General features: G+C 70.7%; 20 protein-coding genes, 2 tRNA genes and 2 pseudogenes. 15 read left to right on the forward strand and 9 right to left on the reverse strand.

Features of this window, described 5'->3' with window-relative positions; translation table 11 throughout:
• Positions 1 to 199 precede the first annotated feature (199 nt).
• Positions 200 to 1,729 (forward strand): peptide deformylase, encoded by a 1,530-nt coding sequence (locus tag ABZS40_RS15630; protein WP_354943927.1) that lies wholly within the window; start codon positions 200 to 202, stop codon positions 1,727 to 1,729.
• 68 nt (positions 1,730 to 1,797) lie between these two features.
• On the opposite strand, the gene ABZS40_RS15635 is transcribed toward ABZS40_RS15630, so the two are convergent.
• Positions 1,798 to 2,913, reverse strand: coding sequence for a globin domain-containing protein (locus ABZS40_RS15635; RefSeq protein WP_354943928.1), 1,116 nt, complete (start codon positions 2,911 to 2,913; stop codon positions 1,798 to 1,800).
• Positions 2,914 to 3,057: 144 nt separating this feature from the next.
• On the opposite strand from ABZS40_RS15635, the gene ABZS40_RS15640 reads away from it, so the two are divergent.
• On the forward strand, positions 3,058 to 3,828 hold the full coding sequence (locus ABZS40_RS15640) for a CPBP family intramembrane glutamic endopeptidase (protein WP_354943929.1): 771 nt from the start codon (positions 3,058 to 3,060) through the stop codon (positions 3,826 to 3,828).
• Between the two features lie 4 nt (positions 3,829 to 3,832).
• Here the strand turns inward: ABZS40_RS15640 and ABZS40_RS15645 are convergent, their stop codons facing one another.
• Positions 3,833 to 4,903 (reverse strand): hypothetical protein, encoded by a 1,071-nt coding sequence (locus ABZS40_RS15645; RefSeq protein ID WP_354943930.1) that lies wholly within the window; start codon positions 4,901 to 4,903, stop codon positions 3,833 to 3,835.
• A 239-nt stretch (positions 4,904 to 5,142) separates the two neighbouring features.
• Here ABZS40_RS15645 and ABZS40_RS15650 point away from each other — a divergent pair.
• The 8 genes from ABZS40_RS15650 (at position 5,143) to ABZS40_RS15685 (ending at position 10,710) form a co-directional block, all read left to right on the forward strand.
• Positions 5,143 to 5,233: transfer RNA gene (locus ABZS40_RS15650), tRNA-Ser, on the forward strand.
• Positions 5,234 to 5,268: 35 nt separating this feature from the next.
• Positions 5,269 to 5,341, forward strand: a tRNA-Arg gene (locus ABZS40_RS15655).
• A 917-nt stretch (positions 5,342 to 6,258) separates the two neighbouring features.
• Positions 6,259 to 6,480 carry a helix-turn-helix domain-containing protein gene (locus ABZS40_RS15660; RefSeq protein ID WP_354943958.1) on the forward strand — a complete coding sequence of 74 codons (222 nt, stop codon included), beginning with the start codon at positions 6,259 to 6,261 and terminating at the stop codon, positions 6,478 to 6,480.
• Positions 6,481 to 6,568: 88 nt separating this feature from the next.
• On the forward strand, positions 6,569 to 7,123 hold the full coding sequence (locus ABZS40_RS15665) for a sigma-70 family RNA polymerase sigma factor (RefSeq protein WP_354943931.1): 555 nt from the start codon (positions 6,569 to 6,571) through the stop codon (positions 7,121 to 7,123).
• Positions 7,120 to 7,857, forward strand: a complete 738-nt coding sequence (locus ABZS40_RS15670; protein WP_354943932.1) for a hypothetical protein — start codon at positions 7,120 to 7,122, stop codon at positions 7,855 to 7,857. The genes ABZS40_RS15665 and ABZS40_RS15670 overlap by 4 nt, the downstream gene beginning before the upstream one ends.
• On the forward strand, positions 7,854 to 8,600 hold the full coding sequence (locus ABZS40_RS15675) for an ABC transporter ATP-binding protein (RefSeq protein WP_354943933.1): 747 nt from the start codon (positions 7,854 to 7,856) through the stop codon (positions 8,598 to 8,600). The genes ABZS40_RS15670 and ABZS40_RS15675 overlap by 4 nt, the downstream gene beginning before the upstream one ends.
• A 62-nt stretch (positions 8,601 to 8,662) precedes the next feature.
• A complete protein-coding gene (locus ABZS40_RS15680; RefSeq protein ID WP_354943934.1) occupies positions 8,663 to 10,051 on the forward strand; it encodes a hypothetical protein in 1,389 nt (462 codons plus the stop codon).
• Positions 10,048 to 10,710, forward strand: coding sequence for a hypothetical protein (locus ABZS40_RS15685; protein ID WP_354943935.1), 663 nt, complete (start codon positions 10,048 to 10,050; stop codon positions 10,708 to 10,710). Before ABZS40_RS15680 ends, ABZS40_RS15685 begins: the two co-directional genes overlap by 4 nt.
• Before the next feature lie 396 nt (positions 10,711 to 11,106).
• Here the strand turns inward: ABZS40_RS15685 and ABZS40_RS15690 are convergent, their stop codons facing one another.
• On the reverse strand, positions 11,107 to 11,649 hold the full coding sequence (locus ABZS40_RS15690) for a phosphatase PAP2 family protein (RefSeq protein ID WP_354943936.1): 543 nt from the start codon (positions 11,647 to 11,649) through the stop codon (positions 11,107 to 11,109).
• Positions 11,650 to 11,694: 45 nt separating this feature from the next.
• Positions 11,695 to 12,486: pseudogene (locus ABZS40_RS15695) on the reverse strand (ABC transporter permease).
• A 48-nt stretch (positions 12,487 to 12,534) separates the two neighbouring features.
• Here ABZS40_RS15695 and efeU point away from each other — a divergent pair.
• Both efeU and ABZS40_RS15705 read left to right on the forward strand, forming a co-directional pair.
• Positions 12,535 to 13,407 (forward strand): iron uptake transporter permease EfeU, encoded by an 873-nt coding sequence (efeU, locus tag ABZS40_RS15700; protein WP_354943937.1) that lies wholly within the window; start codon positions 12,535 to 12,537, stop codon positions 13,405 to 13,407.
• Positions 13,404 to 13,721 carry an imelysin family protein gene (locus ABZS40_RS15705; RefSeq protein WP_354943938.1) on the forward strand — a complete coding sequence of 106 codons (318 nt, stop codon included), beginning with the start codon at positions 13,404 to 13,406 and terminating at the stop codon, positions 13,719 to 13,721. The genes efeU and ABZS40_RS15705 overlap by 4 nt, the downstream gene beginning before the upstream one ends.
• Here the strand turns inward: ABZS40_RS15705 and ABZS40_RS15710 are convergent.
• The gene (locus ABZS40_RS15710) at positions 13,708 to 14,385 is read right to left on the reverse strand and encodes a phosphatase PAP2 family protein (protein WP_354943939.1); all 678 of its coding nucleotides are present in this window, start codon (positions 14,383 to 14,385) and stop codon (positions 13,708 to 13,710) included. The two genes, ABZS40_RS15705 and ABZS40_RS15710, sit on opposite strands and share 14 nt — an antisense overlap.
• Before the next feature lie 92 nt (positions 14,386 to 14,477).
• On the opposite strand from ABZS40_RS15710, the gene ABZS40_RS15715 reads away from it, so the two are divergent.
• Positions 14,478 to 14,864 carry a BlaI/MecI/CopY family transcriptional regulator gene (locus ABZS40_RS15715; RefSeq protein WP_354943940.1) on the forward strand — a complete coding sequence of 129 codons (387 nt, stop codon included), beginning with the start codon at positions 14,478 to 14,480 and terminating at the stop codon, positions 14,862 to 14,864.
• Entirely contained in the window at positions 14,861 to 15,751 is an 891-nt protein-coding gene (locus tag ABZS40_RS15720; RefSeq protein ID WP_354943941.1) for a M56 family metallopeptidase, read from the forward strand. Before ABZS40_RS15715 ends, ABZS40_RS15720 begins: the two co-directional genes overlap by 4 nt.
• 117 nt (positions 15,752 to 15,868) lie before the next feature.
• On the opposite strand, the gene ABZS40_RS15725 is transcribed toward ABZS40_RS15720, so the two are convergent.
• Together ABZS40_RS15725 and ABZS40_RS15730 are read right to left on the reverse strand one after the other, a co-directional pair.
• Positions 15,869 to 16,525 (reverse strand): VTT domain-containing protein, encoded by a 657-nt coding sequence (locus tag ABZS40_RS15725; protein WP_354943942.1) that lies wholly within the window; start codon positions 16,523 to 16,525, stop codon positions 15,869 to 15,871.
• 139 nt (positions 16,526 to 16,664) lie between these two features.
• Positions 16,665 to 16,798: pseudogene (locus ABZS40_RS15730) on the reverse strand (ATP-binding protein); the annotation flags it as partial.
• A gap of 391 nt (positions 16,799 to 17,189) precedes the next feature.
• On the opposite strand from ABZS40_RS15730, the gene ABZS40_RS15735 reads away from it, so the two are divergent.
• Positions 17,190 to 19,157 carry an amino acid transporter gene (locus ABZS40_RS15735; protein WP_354943943.1) on the forward strand — a complete coding sequence of 656 codons (1,968 nt, stop codon included), beginning with the start codon at positions 17,190 to 17,192 and terminating at the stop codon, positions 19,155 to 19,157.
• A gap of 364 nt (positions 19,158 to 19,521) precedes the next feature.
• Here the strand turns inward: ABZS40_RS15735 and ABZS40_RS15740 are convergent, their stop codons facing one another.
• Positions 19,522 to 19,974 carry a response regulator gene (locus ABZS40_RS15740; RefSeq protein WP_354943944.1) on the reverse strand — a complete coding sequence of 151 codons (453 nt, stop codon included), beginning with the start codon at positions 19,972 to 19,974 and terminating at the stop codon, positions 19,522 to 19,524.
• Positions 19,971 to 20,330, reverse strand: a 360-nt coding sequence (locus ABZS40_RS15745; protein ID WP_354943945.1) for an ATP-binding protein, incomplete at its 5' end; no start/stop codon positions are given. The genes ABZS40_RS15745 and ABZS40_RS15740, both read right to left, overlap by 4 nt.

Genomic DNA, 20,330 nt, shown 5'->3' on the forward strand with positions numbered 1-20,330 from the left:
GTCAAATCCCAGACGCCCAGGTCACTCCGTATTCGACGGGAGTGACGCTTCGCGTACTACCCGGAGTCAGCGCTGGGAAACGCCGCCGCACAATCGATGGTCATCGGTGAATTGTCAAGCGGTGTGTCGAAAACATGCCACATGCGTGTGTGCTCAGCCACAGAACGTGAAACTTATAGCCCCGGCCACGAGGAAGCTGATGACGACCTCACCCCTCGAACGGGCTGCCGACTCCTTCGCGGCCGAACTCGCCCGGCAACGGACCGGGCGCGGGCTGTCCAAGAAGCAACTGGCCGTCCTGATGGGGTTCGACCCGTCCTACGTGAGTCACGTCGAGGGGCGCCGGCACCGCCCGACCGAGGACTTCGCCCGCCGCGCGGAGGCCGTCCTGGAGGCCAGCGGTGCGATCTGGCAGCGCTTCCGGGAGTACGACGACCTACGGCACGCCCGCGCCGGTCAGCCGCACCGCGAGCCGTACCTGCCGGGACAGTGGTTGCCACCCGGCACCGGCCTGGTCGTGGAACGGGAACTGGCCACCCTCACCCACGCCGACGACGGCTACCGGTGCGTCATCCACCGTGAGCTGTACAACGCCGACACCGAGCCGGTCACCCGCTACCTGGTCCGGGTCGCCGTCGACCGCTACCCGAACGACCCCGGCCGCTCCAACCGGCACCACCGGGAGCACCCCCTCACCTTCGCCGAGCTGCAGATACAGGCCCGTCGGGACGACGGCGGCGGGGACCCGGAGCCGATGCACTGGCGAGCCAAACACGATCGGGACGCGTTCAAGGAGATCTGGCTGCTCTTCGAGAACGGGGAGCGACGCTTCCCCCTCTACCCGGGCGACCGGGCCACCATCGAGTACGCGTACAGCGTCGGGCACGAGAAGTGGGGCCCCTGGTTCCAGCGAGCCGTCCGACTGCCCACCCGGCAGCTCGCCGTACGCCTGGACCTGCCTGCGGGCCTCGACCCCCAGGTCTGGGGCGTGGAGACCTCGCTCAGCGCGGAGGAGGGCCCGCTGCGGACGGCGCCGCAACGCCACGACGAGGGCGACCGGGCGATCTACGACTGGCAGACCGACGACCCACCGCTGAACGCCCGCTACCGGATGCAGTGGCGGTTCCGCGCCCGCCCGGACACCGAACCGGACATCGGCCCCGGTGGCGCCCGGGTTCGACCCAGCGACCGGATGCGCGGCCTCGGCATCGTGCAACGCGGGGACGACCTGCTCCGTCAGCGCGCCCGCCCGTTCGACCTGCCCGGCGACGAACACGTCGCCCGGGACGTGGTCGACCGGCTCACCATGGCCCTGGCCCGGCTCGACGAGCTGCACCCGTTCAACAAGGGGGTGGGCGTCGCCGCCCCGCAGTTCGGCATCGGCCGCGCGGCGGCAGTGGTGCGGCCCCCCGACCGGTCGGCGGAGCCGGTCGTGCTGCTCAACCCCCGGGTGGTCGACGACGACCCGGAGACCGACGAGCAGTACGAGGGCTGCCTCTCCTTCTTCGACCACCGGGGTCTGGTGCCCCGGCCGCTGCGACTGGACGTCGAACACGCCCAGTGGGACGGCAGCCGGATCATCACGTCGTTCGAGTTCGGTATGGCCCGGCTGGTCGCACACGAGATCGACCACCTGGAGGGCCGGCTCTACGTCGACCGGATGGCCCCCGGTGTGCCGTTGGTGCCGGTGGAGGAGTACCGCGAGACCGGGCACCCCTGGCGCTACTGACCAGGAAGGGACCGGGGCGCGTGCCCCAGGGGGCAGGGGCACGCGCCCCGGTGTGGGGGGAGGAACGTCTAGAGGTCGCCGAAGGTGTCGTAGCGGATCTGCGGCGGCGGTACGTCGTCCGCGGCGAGCACCCGCAGGGTGGACCGGACCATCCGGGCGGCACCGGAGACGAAGCAGTCGTGCGTGGTCCACGGGCCGTACCGGGCCACCACCTCCGGGATCTCGCCCTGCTCGCCGTCGAAGTCCGGGTCCTCGCTGCACGCCGGGGTGACCGACAACCACGGGTGTACGGCCACCAACTCCTGCAACCCGTCCAGGCCGTACAGGTCGGCAGCCTGCCGGGCGCCGTAGAAGACGTGCACCCATCGGGTCCGGTTGTAGGTGGCCAACTCCTCCACCAGCGCCTTGATCGGCGCCAGCCCGACACCGCCGGCCACGCAGAGGATGTCCCGTTCCGAGGCGCGGTCCAGGGTCATCGAACCCATGGGCGCCGCCAGGCGGAGCAGGTCACCCGGCCGCACCCGCCGCACCAGTGCCCCGGACACCCAGCCGGCCCCCGGAGACCGCACGTGGAACTCCAGCACGTTGTCGTCGTTCGGGGCGTTCGCCACCGAGTAGTTGCGCCACACCCGGGGGTGGTAGCGCGGCACCTCCAGGCTCACGTACTGCCCCGCCTGCCAGCGCAGCGGGTGCTGCAACGCTCGGCAGGTCAGCACGGCGGTGTCCGGGCCGTACCGCTCGTGGGTCAGCACCTCGGCGTGCCAGAACGGCGGGTCGTCGTCGGAGGCGGCGCCGGCCACCATCAGGGCGGCGATCGCCGCGTACGCCTCCCGCCACGCCTGGTCGTACTCCAGGTTCCAGCCGTCGCGGGCGGTGCTGCGCAGCGCGTCCAGCAGCGCGACGCCCATCGTGGCGTAGTGCCGCTCGTCGACGTGGTACTTGCGGTGGTCGCGGCCCAGCGCCCGGAGGAACTCGTCGAAGCTCTCCGGGTCGTCGACAGTGTGGATCGCCGTGATGATCGCTTCGAGCAGGCGGTCGCCCTGGCCGGTCATCTGCACCGGGAAGAGTTGCCGCAGGGCGGGGTCGAGCAGGAACACTCGGGCGTAGAAGTGCTCGGTCAGCCGGACCCTGTCGTCCTCGACCAGGGTCCAACTCTCCTTCAGCAACCGCGCGAGGTTGTCCACGGACGCTCCTCCTCCAGACGGCAACGGATCGGGCGCCCATAGAATCTCCACGGAGCGTGTCGACTGGTCGCACAGAATGTGCGATCGGCTCATGGTGGCCGGTCGGCCATGTCACGGGTGCCGTACGTCGGGCAGAGTGGTGCGGTGACCGTTGAGCTGACCCGCCCGGTGTCCCGCCGGCTGCTGGGCACCGAGACGCTGCTGGTCCTCGGCCTCTCCCTCGGCCAGTCAGCGATCTACGCGATGGTCTCGATCATCGCGAAGCTGACCGCCGACGGTCCGCTCTCCAAGCAGACCGCCTCGCTGAACACCTCGGCGTCGGCCCGACCCTGGCTGGACCTCACGTACCAACTGCTCGGCATCGTGTTCGCGCTGCTGCCCGTGCTGCTCGCCGTACACCTGCTCAGCCGTGACCCCGGCGACCCGGCGCGGACCCTCGGCCTGGACGCCCGGCGGCCCGGTCAGGACGTGGCGCGCGGAGCCGGCCTGGCGGCGCTGATCGGCCTACCCGGGCTGGCGCTGTTCTGGGTGGCGGCCCACCTGGGCCTCAACGCCACGCTGGTGCCGGCCGCGCTGCCGGACGTCTGGTGGGCGGTCCCGGTGCTGATCCTCGCCGCCGTGCAGAACGCCGTGCTGGAAGAGGTGATCGTGGTCGGTTACCTGGTCACCCGGCTGCGCCAGCTCCAGTGGCGGCTGGCCGCGATCATCGCGGCCAGCGCGCTGCTGCGCGGCTCGTACCACCTCTACCAGGGCTTCGGCGCGTTCGTCGGCAACGCGATCATGGGCGTCGTGTTCAGCCTCTTCTACCTGCGCACCCGGCGGGTGCTGCCGCTGATCATCGCGCACACGGTGCTCGACGTGTTCGCCTTCGTCGGCTACGCGCTGCTGCCCCGGGAGTGGTTCGACTGGCTCTGACCGGTCAACGTCGGTCGGGACGGTAGACGGCGACCGCTCGGGCCGCGAGCCGGTCGGCCGCCGCCGAGTCGCCCAACGCCGCAGCGAGCACCGCAGCGCCCGGCAGCAACCGGGCCACCAGCCGCAACGCCGCCCAACCGCCGGCCTGCGCCGTGAGCGGCGCGGCCAACCGCCAGGCCGCCTCCGCCGCCCGCGGCCACGCCCCCTCGATCGGATCGGCCGCGGACTCGGCGGCGGCCAGGGCCGCCGCCGCGCTCACCCGATCCGGGTGCACCTGGGTCAGCACCAGCAGGTCGACGGCCCGGTCGGGATGCGTCGGATCCTTGCCGTACGCGGCGGCCAGGTGCAGCACCAGCTCCGAATGCGTCCACAGCACCGTCGCCAACTCGGCCAGCGGCGCGAAGAAGCCGGCCAGCGCGGCGGTCGCCCCACCCGCACCCGCTGAGCGGACGAACCGCCGGGTCGCCAACCGGGCCAGGCCGTCCGCCGACGCGTCCGGATACCGGGTGCGCAATCCCAGGGCCCACAGGGCCGCGCCGGGCCCGAACGCCCGCACCGCGGCCAGGGCCAACAGCTCCGGCGCGAAGCCCGGGTGGTCGAGCACGCGCGCGGCGACCGCGCGCAGCTCCGATTCCGGGGTACGCCCCAGAGCCGGCTCAGCCTGCCGCACGGCGGGTGCCGCCGGTGCCATCTGCGGCTCGGCCACGGGTTCGGGAGTGGGGTTTGTCGGCGTGGTGGTCTTGCGAGGGGAGACCGCGCGCCTGGTGGGGCTCGCGGCGCGCTTGCGCGGTGCTGGCGTGGTCGGGGTCACCTCGGTGGGCGTCTCGGCCGCCTTCCGCGGGGCAGCCTTGCGAACGGAGGTGGTCCGAGCCTTCGGCGGCTCTGGGAGTTGCGCGCTCGTGTCGGTGGTCACCTCGGTCGGTGCGCGTCGAGGCTGGCGAGGCAGGGGACGGTCCGGCTCCGGGGGCTGGAAGAGCACCGCCGGGGCAGCCTTGGCCCGTCGAGGACGCTGGCTCGCCGGAGCGGCTGCCGGCGGCTCGGTGGGCTCCACCGTCTCGGTGGGCTCCTCGGACACGATCGGCGGCCTGAAGGTGGCCCGTGGGGAGCGCCGACGCGCTCGTTCAGCAGGCTCTCGACTGGTCGACTCGCTGGGCGGCTGCTCCTGCATATCGATGGAGCGTAGTCCCGATCACGCCGGCGCACAGCGTTGAAACACGGAGGGCGGGCGGCCCTGGTGGGCGTACCCCGGAAGTCGTTTTGCTCCCGGTGGGTGGCGACCTGTATCCTCGGGCGCGGTGGTCTGAGGATCACCGGGGAGACTTCGCCTAGTCTGGTCTATGGCGCCGCACTGCTAATGCGGTTGGGGTCTTAAAGCCCCTCCCGGGTTCGAATCCCGGAGTCTCCGCGCGAAAGCCGGGTGTGTACACTGGCTGAGCACAAGCGCCCGTAGCTCAATGGATAGAGCATCTGACTACGGATCAGAAGGTTAGGGGTTCGAGTCCCTTCGGGCGCACAAGATCAAATAACGTCTGGCCTGCGGAAGCGCGGTCAGGCGTTTCTTGTTGGTCGTCCCGGTTGGACAGTGGGTGTCGCGTGGGTGTCACGGGTGCGCCGTCACTCTCTGTAATGTTTCCGGGGCTGCATGGGGGTTATCGCTTCTTGGTGGCCGCGCGCTTGATTTTTGGGCGGGGGTTGGGGCGGTTGCTCTGGCCCCTCTTCCTGATCTTTTCGCGGGTGCGGCGGGCTGCTGGCCGCGTCCGTTGGTGGTCTGTGCGATGTCGTCGAAGCCGCCGCGGATTCGGCGGATGTTGAGCTCAGCCAGGGTGATCCTGCCCATGTGCGGGATGAGGAACTGTTCGACGTCGCGGGCGTACTGAGCCCTGGTGGTGTCCTTGATCTTGGTGCGCGTCGACAGCCAATATCGCAGCCACCGCTCCAGGGTCCATCCCTGCGCGGTGCGTTCCTCGCCGGTCTGGGTCAGCCACTCGTTCCGCGCCTGGGTGGCGGCGGCCTTGGATTGGAAGCCACCTCGACGGGCACGTGCCGGCCTACCGAACGCGTCGGTCGCGGAGCAGGCGAAGTACCAGGTGCCGTGACCGCGTTCCGGCAGGCGCGTGCAGTTGCTTTCCAGCCGCTTCTTCGTGGCATCGTGCCAGCAGCCACACCGCTTGTAGATCGTTCCCGGACCAGCCCTGGATGCTCCCTATTATGTGTGTAAGGGAAGTTTGTGAGGACTGGTCATATTCTCTGCTGGAGCGCCGGGGGATTGACGGACTGCGAGTCCGTCGTATCGCTTGATATCGATCAAATGCTGGAGGGTCCGCCAGGCTTCTCGTCGGCGTCGCGGGTCAGGTCTGTCGACGTTGTGGTGCGGCTGTTCCGTCGGCGGGGCGGTGGTGCCCTGTGACCCGTGCCGGGCAGCCGATCCGGGTGACCGCCCGAGTTCGCACTGTTGAGTTCCTCATGCGCCATCGCGGTGATGTGGTGTCCAAGCGGCAGATCATCGACAACGTCTGGGACGCCCACTTCGACGGGGCCCCAGCATCGTCGGGGCGTATGTCGGCTACCTGCGCCGCAAGATCGACCAGCCGTTCGCGGGCCATCCAGACGGAACGGGGCATGGGCTACCGGCTGGCCGCCGACGGCGGATGACAGCGCCCGTGACGCTGTCAGTCCCCAGCCAACAAAATGGGTGTGTGATCAGTGAACCGATCCGCGCTGGAAGGCAACAGTAGTGGCGATGGACAACGACGATCTGATCGCTGCGATGGCTGGCGGTGACGAGAGCGCGCTACGGGAGCTGTTCTCGCGACACGCCCCGTGGCTGGCTGTTCGGCTGCGCGCGGTGCTGCCGCCCGCAGACGTGGAGGACGTCCTGCAGGAGACCTTTCTGGCCGCCTGGCGAGGCGCCGCGGCGTACCGAGGAGAGAGTGCCGGCGGCTGGCTGTGGGGGATAGCCCGCCGCCAGGCCGCACTGTGGCTGCGCCGCCGCGGGCAACCCGAACTTCTGCTTCCCGCCCTGGCCGAAACCGGCGACCGACACGCGGCAGACCCGGCTGACGCGGTGCTCGACAAGGCCGAGCTTGCCGACGCGGTGGAGGTGTTGGGGCCGGAGGGCAGCCTGCAGCGCGAGACCTGGCGGCTGATGTACGTCGAGGACAAGTCCGTGGCTGAGGTGGCTGAGGTGATGGGTGTTCCCGCGGGGACCGTGAAGAGCCGCGCGCACCAGATCCGCCGGCTGATGCGCGCTGCCCTGCGGCGCTCCGAGCCGGTACGTGATGGGGGTGGGCGATGACCAACGGTGACGCGACGTACCAGGGGCAAGAACCCGAGGAACGCGGCCCTGGGCCAGACGACGTCGATCTTGGTCGGGTGTGGATCGGGGTGGCCGCCCAGGTGTGGCGTCGCCATCCCGGGGCGGTGGAGCGGCTGGCGGGACACCTGCTCCGCTCGCCGGGCCTGGCCCGGGCGTTGGTGACGGCGCCGTCGCTGCTGCTCGGGTGGTTGCTCGCCACCGCGGTGGTGCTGCTCGCCGGACTGCTCGCCACATTGAGCACCGGAACGCCGTACGTGGCGCTCCTCGCGCCCGCGGTCGCCGCTGTGGGCATCGCGTACGCCTACGGCCCGGGGACTGATGCCGCGTGGGAGTTGTCGTGCAGCGTGGCGGTCAGCGACCGCATGGTGCTGCTGGTCCGGGCGCTGGCAGTGTTCGGTGTGAACGCGGCGCTCGGGCTGGCCGCTTCGGTCGCCTCCGGATCGGCCACGGCGGTCACGCTCGGCTGGCTGGTCCCGATGACGGCGGTGTGCGCGCTGGCCCTGGCCGCCGCGACCGTCGCCCGATCGGCCAACGTGGGCGTGGCCGCGGGGCTGCTCGGTTGGACGATCACCGTTCTGTCCGGGCAGGTGGCTGTCGGTCGGCTGACCGCTGCGGTCACCGATTCCGCGCTCTGGCCTGCCTACCTGGCGTTCGCCGCCTGTTGTGTGGCGATCGTCCTTTACTCGAACCGGTCCCCGAGAGGAACGTCATGAACGTCGAGATCAGCGATCTCACCCGGCGCTTCGGCCGCACCGAGGCCGTGGCCGGGGTGACGATGCAGACCGGCCCAGGGGTGTTCGGTCTGTTGGGCCCGAACGGGGCAGGGAAGACATCGCTGTTGCGGGTGATGGCCACGGTGATCGCACCGACCTCGGGTCGGATCCGGCTGCTCGGCCGTGATCCCGGCCAGTACGGGCAGCGCCGGCAGATCCGGCGCCGGCTCGGTTACGTGCCGCAGAACCTCGGCTACTACCCGCGGTTCACCGTGGTGGAGTTCGTCGAGTATTTCGCGTTGCTGAAGGAGATGCCGCCGGCGCGGGTGCACCACGCGGTGGCCGCCGCGGTCGAGCGGGTGGGTCTGGGCGACAAGGCGACGGCGAAGCTGCGCACGCTCTCCGGTGGGATGCTGCGGCGGGTGGGGATTGCGCAGGCCATCGTCAACGATCCCGAACTGCTCCTGCTGGATGAGCCGACCGCCGGGTTGGATCCCGAGCAGCGGGTGGCGTTTCGTGCTCTGCTGCGCGACCTCGGGCAGCGCGCGACCGTCATGGTCAGCACGCACCTCGTCGAGGATGTCGGTGCCGCCTGCACCCAGGTCGCCCTGATGGATCGGGGAAAGATCGTCTTTCAGGGCACGCCGCAGGAGCTGACCGCGCGCGCCGAGGGAACCGCCGCGGCCGGCGATGCTCCCCTGGAACGCGGTTACAGCGCAGTGCTGGCGCAGGCGCGCGCATGACCGCCATATCAGTAGTGCCTGCCCCGGACGAAACGGCCCGTCGCAGGCGCCTGGCGCTCACGGTGACGGGAGGGCTGCTACGGCTGGAGATGCGCCGCAGCGTGATGCTGTGGATGCTGCCGCTAGTCGCGGCGCTGTTCTGGTTCATCACCTACCGCCCCAGCATGGCGTACCCGCCGCTGTGGAACGTCCGGGCCATGGCCACGCAGACGACAGCCCTGACGGTTTTCGCACCGACGGTGGTGGGCGCCGCCGCGTGGCTGGGGTGGCGGGAGCGTCGTCACGGCGTGGCCGACCTGGTGACCGGCACGGCCCGGCCGCGATGGGCTCGCCAGCTCGTCACCTGGGCCGCGACCACCTGCTGGGCGATCGTCGCCTACCTGGGCTGCGTGGGTGTCCTGTACTGGGTGACCGCGTGGCAGGGTGCCTGGGGTGGGCCGTTGTGGTGGCCGGCCGTGGTGGGTGCCGTGAGCATGCCGGCGTTTTCCGCGCTCGGGTTCGTGGCCGGGGTGCTTCGTCCCAGCCGGTTCACCGCTCCGTTGGTCGCGATCGGCGTGTTCCTCGCGCTGCAGATCAGCCTGCAGTTCATTCACGGCGACGATTCGTACTGGCAGATCTCGCCGCTGGTGGCCGGCCCGTGGGAGATCGGCCCGGACCCGGGTGTAGGGACCTTCTACCGCTACCTGCCTGACCTTCCCGTCGCGCAGGTGTTGTTCCTCGCCGGCCTGACCGCGGCGTTGCTGGGCGCTCTCGGCCTGCCGGCCGATGCCGGCGGGCGGGGGCTACGTCGCTGTGCGGCGGGCATCACCGCAGCCGGACTGCTGGCGGCCGGAACCGCGGTTGGGTTGGCCGGCAGCGGCCGGCTCGACGCCCACGGCATGATCGCCATTCCGCTACTGCACGACGCGGGCGACGACCAGCCGCTGCGCTACACGCCAGTGTGCAGCCACACCTCGATTCCGGTCTGCCTGCACCCCGCCTACACCGGCTACCTGCCCGCCGTGACGCAAGCCCTCGAACCGGTGCTCACCGAGCTGGCGGGCCTACCCGGTGCGCCAGCGCGGATCAGCCAGGCCGCCGCGACCTACGAACAGGGGTCAGGCAATCGCGTCAGCATCAGTCGGGCCGGCACCTCGGTGAGCGGCACACCACCGGTGTTCCACCTGCTCCTGCCCCAGAAGACGGCCACCAACGAACTTGTTGCCGAGCTACGCGTGGACGCCACCCACAACATCGTGAACAGCGTCGTCGGCGGGGGCCGCAACGCAAGTCCCGCGCAGCAGGCGGTCACGGAGGCCATCCTCGGCACCTCCACCCTCGCGCCCGATAGTCCCACCGCCGCCGCGGCACAGCGGCTGGCCGCGCTGCCGGCCGCCGTCCGACACGCCTGGCTCATGAAGCACGTAGCGGCGCTGCGAGCGGGCCAGCTCACCCTGGACAAGCTGCCATGACCGGGGCCGAAACCCGTCATCGCCCGCACGCGGTCGCACCGGGCGCGGCGATGCGCGCCGCGCTGCGGCTCGCTCGCCTGCACCTGGCCAGCCGCCGTGTCCCCGCGGCCCTGGCCGCGGTGGCGGCCTGCGCCATCGGCCTGCGGGTTGCCCTGCAGTGGCAGTGGGAGGCCTACGGTGCGCTGCAGCTGCCGCTGATCTTCGAGACCGGATGCGCCGTGGCGATCGCTGTCACCGCCACGAGTCTGCTCGGCGAGCCGGAACGCGTCGCCGGCCGGTGGCTGCCGTTCCTGCGGCTGGCCACGGCGGTGGCGCTGACTCTCGCCGCCGTCGGCGCGCTGGCCGCCGCTGGAGCCGGCGCGCACCTGACCGGCGGCGCCGTCGAGGTGCTGCGCAACCTGGCCGGGATGGTCGGCATCGGCCTGCTGTGCGCGGCCCTGCTCGGCGGCGCGCTGGCCTGGGCCGGCCCTACCAGCTACCTCATGATCGCCCTCTACGCGTTGTACACGCAGTGGCACGGACCGGCGGTGACCACGCCATGGATGTGGCCGGCCCGACCGCCGGACGACGTCGGCGCCGCACTCTGCGCCGGCCTGGTCTTCGTCGCCGGCGTGGTGCTCATCGCCGTGCGCGGAGCCCGTGACAGCAGCACCGGCTGAACGCGGCGATCACGGGTACGACAAAGCCCAGCTGCCCACCCTGCCGATGCCGATGTCGAACGGGATCACCGGCCCGGGGACCGCACGCAGTGAGAGACGGCGGGGGAGTCGCACCACCCCTTCGTCTCTCAGCGATCCCGAGCCCGATGCGGCTGAATCACCGTCCACGTCGCCACGAAGCCCTGCTGGCGCCTGCCGGCACCGCCGAGAAGGGCGCCCGGAACAGGTGGGCGAACACTTGCTTCGACGCCACCACAACGGTCGTCCGCTCCTTCGAGCCAGCGACCGCGGGCAGGGGCGGCGCGGGCGCCGCCCGTCTGTCGTGCCGCCCGGGCGGTCCGACGGCCTCGCGTGGAATTGTCATCGCGGTCTGGTTACTCGACAAATCGTGCAGGGTCAGCGCGGTCGAGCGGAGCGAACGCGGGTGCGGTTGCGCTGCTGGTGGCTCCCGAGCGCGACTGCCACGACGGCGAGGCCGGCGATGGCTGCCGCGGCGAGGATGTCGCCTGGATAGTGCACGCCAACCCATACCCGTGCGATGCCGACGGTCAGCGCCGCGGCGGCCAGGATGATGCCCCATCGGTGGTTCAGGAAGGCGTAGACGCCGAAGGCCAGCGTGAACGCCGCGGTGGCGTGGTCGCTGGGCAGTGACACTCCCGGGTCGTGGGGGATCAGTTGGTGGACGTGATGGCTCTGGAACGGGCGTAGCTGGTTGTTCAGGTGTGCCAGGACGGTAGCCGCGGCGAAGGCGAGGCACAGGGCGACGCCGAGTTCGAGCACCGGACGTATCCGTCGGCGGTGCAGTGCCACCGCAACCGGGACCGCGCAGGCTGCGAATATCAGGTACACCAGCCAGGCCGCGGCGAACTCCATCACGTCATCCACGCTGTCGATCCGCCCCGCCGGGCCGTTGATCAGCTCGAACAATCGGTAGTTCACCCGTTCATCCTGCCGAGCGGGTGATAAGAATTCGCTGAAAGCGTGTCATCCGGGCGGGCTCTGGCGGCGTAGCAGCCCGTTGGACACCAGTTCGATGGTCACGGCGACGGCGATAGCCTCGACCGCCAACAGCGCCACCAGGACCAGCAGTTGGGTTGCCCCGGCTTGAACGGGTGAGCCGCCGCCCAGCAGCACGCCGACGAAGGCACCGGGAAGCGTGACCAGACCCACCGTGCGCGTCTGATCCAGCGCGGGCACCAGCGCCTGCCCCGCGCTCAGCCGGCAGATTTCGAGGGCGGCGTCGCGGGGCAGGAAGCCCAATGCCAGGGCCGCCTCGTACTCGCCGTGCCGGTCGCGTAGTTCGTCCAGCGCGCGGCGGCCCGCCAGCTAGTTGGCGGTCATCGCCCCGCCGATGAGGATCCCGGCGATGGGCACGACCGCGACTTCGGTCAGCGGTACGGTGCCGGACGCCACGACGAGGACGCAGATCGGGAGCGCCCCGAGCGCGATGGGCGCGAGCACCGGCCAGCCGAGGCGAAGCGAGCTGACCCGGCGGGCGGAGGTGAGTGCCGCGACCAGGACCATCAGCGTGATGAACCCGACGCTCGCCGACCACGAGCGCAGGACGGCGGCTATCAGCAGCGCGACGGCGCCCAGTTGCAGCACGGCGCGGGCCGATGCGGTCGCGACGCGCCGGCCGCTGCCCAACCGGCCGACCGACACTGCTACCACTGCGACGAGGACAAGAGCGGCCAGCACGACCGCGAACACCGGACCGACCGAGACCGCACCCTGATCCACCCGCACAGTGAAGCAGCCCGACTTGACAACTCCCACAGCCTGTAGGAGGTTGGCGAAAGTAGGTAAGGCTTACCAATCTGAGGGGTGCGAGTGGGCGCGGTCTTCTTCGCCAGCTATCTCATCGGGCTGCGCGACGGCTTGGAGGCGGCGCTCGTCGTCGCGATTCTGCTCACCGTTCTGGCCCGTTCCTCACGCCGTGACGGGCGGGCGCCGTTGTGGTGGGGCGTGGGGCTGGCCGTGCTGGTCGCCGGCGTGCTCGGCGCGGTGCTCACCTACGTCGCCACGGCACTGCTCGGCGGCGTGCGGTTGGAACTGTTCGAGGCGGTGACCTCCCTGGTCGCCGTAGCGATGGTCACCTGGATGATCTTCTGGATGCGGCGCAGCGCCCGCACCCTCAAAGCTGAGCTGACCGGCAGACTCACCGAGGCGCTCGGCATGGGCCGGGCGGCGATAGCCGTGCTCGCTTTCGTCGCGGTCATCCGCGAGGGCGTCGAGATGGTGCTCCTGGTCTTCTCCGCCGCCCAAGCCGCCGCGCAGACCATCGCGCCGCTGCTCGGCATGATCGCCGGCGTGCTGTCCGCGGTGCTGCTCGGCTGGCTGATGAACAAGGCCGTCGCCCGGGTCAACCTCGCTCGGCTGTTCACCTGGACGGGTGTGCTGCTGATCCTGGTCGCCGCCGGCATCGCCAAGTACGCGGTGCACGGTTTCCAGGTCGCGGGCGCGCTGCCGGGCGCCGGAAACCTCGCCTACGACGTCTCCCACACGGTCGAACCAGCATCCTGGTACGGCACTCTGCTCGCCGCCACGGTCAATCTCACCCCGCGCGCCACCGTACTGGAGATCCTTACCTGGATCGGCTACGCCGTCGTCGTCCTCTTGGCGTACTTCCGCCCGGCGCGCGCGGCGACGAGGTCAGTGCAGGAGCGTGAGGTCACGCAAGCCGAGGCGGCCGCGTGAGGGCCAGGGCCGCCCAGGCGGCCGCGGCGCTGATGAGCGCCGAGCTGTCGGACTTCGCGGCCAACGTCGAGGGCTGCACGGCGATCACCCGTGCGCTGCGACCCGCCATCGACCAGCGCGAACCCGCGCTGGGCCCGCTCATCGACAAGCGCGCGGCCGCGGTCGACGCCCTCGTCGCGCAGCACCGCGACCCCGCCGGCCGATACATGGGCTACCAGCGGTTGACCCCGGCGCAGGTGCGGGAGCTCTCAGATGCGATCAGCGGCTTGGCCGAGCCGGTCAGCCGGCTCGCCGCTGCAGTCAGCCAGCGGTGACCTTCGGCTCGCCGCGACCGAGCGCCGCGCGCAGCATCACCGCCGTGCCGGGGACCGTGACCAGCACGAACAGCCAGGCGCCGATGATGTCGCTGGGCCAGTGCACCACGAGCGCGACCCGGCTCACCCCGACGCTCAGCGCCCACCCGCCGGCGGCGACCGCCAGCAGGATCCGGCTCCACCGCCGCAGCAGCGGCCAGCACACGACGAGCAGGATCAGCGCGGCAGCGGCAGAGACCGTGCTGTGCCCGGACGGAAACGAGTAGCTCGACGCCGGCGCTAGCTGGTCGACCGGACGGGCCCGGGCGACGACAGCGAGCACGCCCAACCGCAGGCACACTGTGGCGGTCATTGCGACCGCGGCGAAGACGGCCTGGCGCCACTGGCCGAACACCAGCAGGATCACACAGCCCAGGGCGGTTAGCGGACCCACAACGGCGGTGCTGCCGGTCACCGTGACAGCGGCCATGCTGGCCCGCCAGAGGGGATGGGCCACCGCGGCGGCGTACGCTGCCCTGCTGACCCAGGCGTCGAGACGCGGGACCGGCCCGGCCGAACCGGCGACCAGCAGAGCGAGCAGCACGAACGCCAGCGTGGCCCCGCCGACGAGTAGTACGGCGGCGCGGGTCCCGGCGGAAGGATGGTGCCACGAGCGCAGGGTCACGACGACGAGACTAACTCCTACAACTAGTAGGTTGCTGAGGTCGCCGTGGCGGTCGCCGGGGAGGTGTCGGGCTATCCTGGCTGCGGAGGTCGGTGACTGTGACGATCAAGGGCGGGCGGCGGCCGCCGGGCACCCTCGAAGCCGAGGTCATGGGGGTGTTGTGGGCCCACGCCGAGCCGATGACGGCCACCGAGGTACAGGCCGCGATCGGCGGTGATCTCGCGTACAACACCGTGCAGACGATCATGATCCGGCTGCACGACAAGAGCCTCGTCGCGCGACGCCGAGCCGGCCGCGGGCACCTCTACTGGCCGGTCGAGGACGCCGCCACCGCGGCCGCCTCGCAGATGCGCGCGGCGCTGGCCGGCCGCCCCGATCGTCAGGCCGTGCTCCAGCAGTTCGCGGCCTTACTGGAAGAGGCCGACGCCGTCGCTCTGCGAGACCTTTTGGACGCCGCCCGGCGCCGGCGACGCTCGTGACGGTCGCGGTCTACCTGCCGCTGCTGCTGGGTGTGGTGCTGGCCTGGTCGGCTCCCCGGATCGCCCGACGCGGTGGGCCCGGCCCTGCCGCTCGCGGGCTGAGTGCGATCGCGGTCGTCGCGGCTGCCTCGTCCACCTGGTCGCTCACGATGCTCGCGCTGACCGCGTTGGACGATCTGCCGCCGTTGGCCGCCCTGGACGAGCACCCGACCCTGGAGCTGCCAGAGCCCGTACCGGGGCCGGTCGCGCTCGTCGCGGGACTCGCGCTGCTCCTCGGCGGCGTACGCCTGTTGATCGATTTGCGCCGTCGGCTGGTCACTCACCGACAGTTGCGGGCGGCCGGCACAGCGGAGCACGGTCTGGTCGTTGCCGATTGGTCTGCGCCGCTGGCGGTCGCTGTGCCTGGTCGGCGGGGCCGCGACGGTCACCTGCTGGTCACCACCGGGATGGTGCGGCTGCTCGACGCCGGCGAGCGCCGGGTGGTCTTCGCCCACGAGCAGGCTCACCTGGCGCACCGTCATCACCGCCTCGTGGCCGCCACCGCGGCCGCGGCCGCACTGAATCCGCTGCTCGTGCCGGTTCGTGAGACCGTCGTGTATCTGGTTGAGCGGTGGGCCGACGAGGACGCCGCCGCAGTCGTCGACGACCGCGATCTGACCGCTCAAGCCGTAGCCCGGGCCGCGCTGGCCACGGTCGGGGCCCGGCCGGACGCCGCGCTCGCAATCAATGGCGGCGCCGCGCTGCACCGGGTGCGGGCACTCACCGAGCCCGCGCCCGCACCGCGACGACGGCGGCTGATCGGCCCGGCCCTGCTCGGCGTTGGCTTTCTCACGACGGCCACTGCGGCGACCGTCGAGTTCGTGGCCCTGGCCCGCGCCTGGCTCTGATCCCAGCGGGTCGGGTGCGGCGTCCAAACGTCGGCATCACCGCCCTACCTGTTGCGGCACCGCTCGGCATCCAGGACATCTCAGTCTCGAGCAGGATTGCCCGCGCCCACCGGGCCGTCAGCGTCGCTGCATCTGGGCGCGACGACGACGGCGTCCGCGCAGCACCTCGACGCCGATCGGGAGCACCGAGACGACCACGATGCCGATCAGGATGAACTCGATGTTGTTCTTGACGAACGTCACCTGGCCCAGGAAGTAGCCGAGGACGGTGACCCCGCACCCCCACAGCGTGCCTCCGAGGACGTTATAGGTGAGGAACGTGCGGTAGTGCATGTGGCTCGCGCCGGCCACGATCGGCGTGAACGTCCGCACGATCGGCACGAACCGGGCCAGCACGATCGAGCGGGCGCCGTACCTGCCGAAGAAGTCCTGGGCCTTGGTCAGGTTCCCCTGCTTGAACAACCGGGAGTCGGGTCGCCGGAACAGGGTGGGGCCGAGGCGTCGCCCGAACAGGTAGCCGAACTGGTCACCCGCGACCGCCGCGATCGACACCAGCAGGCACATCAGCCACAGCGGCTGGTGCAGGTAGGTGCCGTCGGCCACGAGCAGGCCGGCGGTGAACAACAACGAGTCGCCGGGCAGGAAGAAGCCGATCAGCAGGCCGGACTCGGCGAAGACGATGGCCAGGATGCCGATCAGTCCGAAGGTGGAGATGAGCCACTCCGGGTTCAGGAACGACGGTCCCAGCGCAAAAGTGTTCGGTACGGCCAGCATCTGCACGACTTCTCCTCGACGGCGTGCCATTAAACCTACACGCCGTAGGTGTCGGGGGTGGGGAGGGATCGGCAGCCGGACCCGCAGCGCGGAGCCGTCGGTCCGCGGGGTCCACGGTCAGGGTTGCACCGTGCGCGACGACGATGTCGCGGGCAGGCGGCAGCCCCAGTCCAGGGCCGCCGCCTGCCGGGACCGGCTGTGGTCGAGCCGCACGAACCGGTCGAAGACGTGCTCCCGGTCAGCGGCGGCGATAGCGGGCCCGTCGTTGACAACCACCTCGGCGTGCGAGTCGCCAACAGCCACGCAGAGTTCCTTCACTTGCCGGAGGAACGCACCGTCGTGCTCAGCGCCGAAGTTCCCGTCTCAGTGAGCGACTAGGCGCGGCCTCACCACCATCCGCCCACACCGCTCGGTGGCCTTGAATCGGTGTCGATAACGGTGCTCAGTCCGGATGAACGATGCTTCGGCTGGGTACGCTGTCCGCTGCTTGCCGCACTCGTGATCATCTGAGGTGCGCAAGGGTCACGAGGCAACCGACACGGGGGACGGATCCGACATGGGCAGTGGGCGGGACACAGAGGCGCAGGCGCGCCGCGGGCCGGTCGCCCCACAAGCCCCTGCCGCCGACCGTGACGCCGACCCGGGCCCAGTCGGCGAGGCGACGATGCCCGCTCGGGTAGAGGTGCCCAGCCCGCTGCGCCCGCCGTCGAAGACGGTCACGCGGTGGCTGCTCAAGCACCGGGTGCAGCCGGCGGGTCCGGAGAGCGGCGAGTCGCACACCACGCCCCACGCCTGGTGGAAGGTAATGTGCCTGACCGGGGTGGACTACTTTTCCACCCTGTCGTACCTGCCGGGCATAGCGGCCCTTGCCGCGGGGGCGCTCTCACCGCTGGCGACGCTGCTGATCGTGGCGCTGACGCTGTTCGGGGTGCTGCCGATGTACCGGCGGGTGGCCGGGGAGAGCCCGCACGGGCAGGGGTCGGTGGCCATGCTGGAACGACTCCTGCCCTTCTGGAAGGGCAAGCTGTTCGTCCTGGTCCTGCTCGGTTTCGTGGCCACGTCCTGGATCATCACGATCACCCTGTCGTCGGCGGACGCCACGGTGCACCTGCTGGAGAACCCGGTCCTGCCCGACGGGTTCCCGCACGGCCCCACCGCGGCCGTGGTGGTGACGGTGGTGTTGCTGCTGATCCTCGGTGGGGTGTTCCTGCTCGGCTTCAACGAGGCCGTCGGGGTGGCCATCCCCCTGGTCGCGGTGTTCCTCGCACTGAACGCGGCCATTGTCGTGGCCGGCCTCGTGGCGATCGCGCAGGATCCGGCGCTGCTGTCCGGTTGGACCGACGCGCTCACCGCCGGCAGCAGCGGCGTCGGTGACGTCATCGGCCCCGCGGTGCTGGCCTTCCCGCTGCTCGTGCTCGGGTTGTCCGGCTTCGAGACCGGGGTCAGCATGATGCCCCTCGTCCGCGGTGACGGTCTCGACGCCGAGCAGCGACTGGCCGCCCGAATCCGCAACACCCGCAAGCTCCTCACCACCGCCGCGCTGGTCATGTCCGGCTACCTGATCGCCACCACGCTGGTCACCACCGTGCTGATCCCGGCCGAGGAGTTCCAGCCCGGCGCGGCGGCCAACGGCCGGGCGCTGGCCTACCTGGCCCATGAGCGTCTCGGCGAAGCCTTCGGCACGGTCTACGACGTCAGCAGCGTGCTGATCCTGTGGTTCGCCGGCGCGTCGGCGATGGCCGGACTGATCAACATCGTGCCCCGCTACCTGCCCTCCTACGGCATGGCCCCGGAGTGGGGACGCGCCGTACGGCCCGTGGTCATCGTCTACACCCTGATCAGCGTCGCGATCACCGTCGCGTTCGCCGCCGACGTCGACGCCCAGGCCGGCGCGTACGCCACCGGGATCCTGGCGATGATGGTCTCCGGGGCCGTCGCGGTCACCATCTCCGCGCTGCGCCGCCGGCAACGCGTCGCCACCGCCGGGTTCGCCGCGCTGACCGCCGTGCTGGGTTACGCGCTGGTCGAGAACGTCATCGAGAAGCCCGACGGCATCGCCATCTCGGGGCTGTTCATCGCTGGCATCATCACCGTCTCCCTGATCTCCCGGATCTCACGCACCACCGAGCTGCGCGCCGAGCACATCGAGTTCGACGACACCGCCCGCCAATTCGTCGCCGACTCGATCGCCCACGACGGGCGGCTGCACCTGATCGCCAACCGCCGCCAGGGCGGCGACACAGAGGAGTACCGCCTCAAGGAACGCGCCCAACGAGGCCTCAACCCCGTTCCCGGCGCCGCCGACGTGCTCTTCCTCGAAATCGACGTGGCCGATCCCTCGGAGTTCAGCGGCGTCCTGCACATCACCGGCGTCGACGTCGGCGGCTACCGAATCCTGCGCACCACCGCCCCGGCCGCACCGAACGCCATCGCCGCGATCCTGCTCGCCCTGCGCGACGCCACCGGCGTACGACCCCACGCCCACTTCGAATGGTCCGAAGGCAACCCGGTGGCGCACCTACTGCGCTACCTCCTACTCGGCCGCGGCGACACCCCACCCGTCGTCCGGGAAATCATCCGCAAGGTCGAACCCGATCCGTCCCGCCGTCCCGGCATCCACGTCGGCGGCTGACACCAACTCGTCTGAACCATCGGCCCGAGCCCGAGCCCGAGCCCGAGCCCGAGCCCGAGCGCGAGCCCGAGCGCGAGCCCGAGCGCGAGCCCGAGCGCGAGCCCGAGCGCGAGCGGGCGCGATCCGACGTCAACCCGCGCGCACGTGCCGCACCGGCCGCCACTAGGTGTACTGGCACGACAGCCCAGGATGTTTAATTAGATGCTGGTTGATGGACGAGCTGTTCTGCGTCGACGATAACGCCCGTCACGTCGCCCATCACCCGGACGCTGTCCTGGGCCTTGCGCCGGACGGCTGTGCCGGCCGCGTCGATCCACTCCAGGGACTTCGACTTCCGCTGATCCTGGTCTTTCGGTGGGCGTTCTCAGCGGCGCGGCGGAAGTTTGACCACGCTGACGAAGAACTCGTCGATTTGGCGAACAGCGTAGATGAAGCGTTCGAAGTCGACCGGTTTGGTCACGTGGGCGTTGGCGTGCAGCTGGTAGCTGCGCAGGATGTCCTCGTCGGCCTGCGAGGTGGTGAGCACCACCACCGGGATGCGCCGCAGGTCCTGGTCTTTCTTAATCTCTTCGAGCACCTCCCGGCCGTCGCGGCGGGGCAGGTTGAGGTCGAGCAGGATCAGGTCGGGCGCGACCGCGTCGGCGTACTGGCCCTCCTGTCGCAGGTAGGCGAGCGCCTCGGCACCGTCGGAGACGACGGTCAGCCGGTTACGCAGCTTGTGTTCCTCGAACGCCTCCCGGGTTATCAGGACGTCACCCGGGTCGTCCTCGACGAGTAGGACCTCGATCGGGCTCTTGCCATCCACCGGCGCGGTCATCCCACCGTCTCCCTCACGTCACCCGTGCTACCGCCTTGCGTCGGCCTGGCGGCGCGGTCTGGCCGGACTGGGCCGTTGGACTGTCCCGGTAGGGCTGTCGGCTGGGTGCCCGCCACGTCGGCGTCGCCGCTCGCGTCGTCCACCGCGAGGACCGTCGGCTCCGGGGCAGGGGCGGGGGTCTGGACGTCCTGCGGGAGGGCCGGCAGGGTGAACCGGATCGCGGTGCCCTCCGGCAGGTCGGTGTCCACCCAGACCCGTCCACCGTGGTACTCGACGATCTTCTTGACGATCGCCAGCCCGATGCCGGTGCCCGGGTACGCGTCCTTGGAGTGCAGCCGCTGGAAGATCACAAAGAT

Source organism: Micromonospora sp. NPDC005324 (assembly GCF_040607155.1).
Lineage (GTDB): Bacteria > Actinomycetota > Actinomycetes > Mycobacteriales > Micromonosporaceae > Micromonospora > Micromonospora trifolii.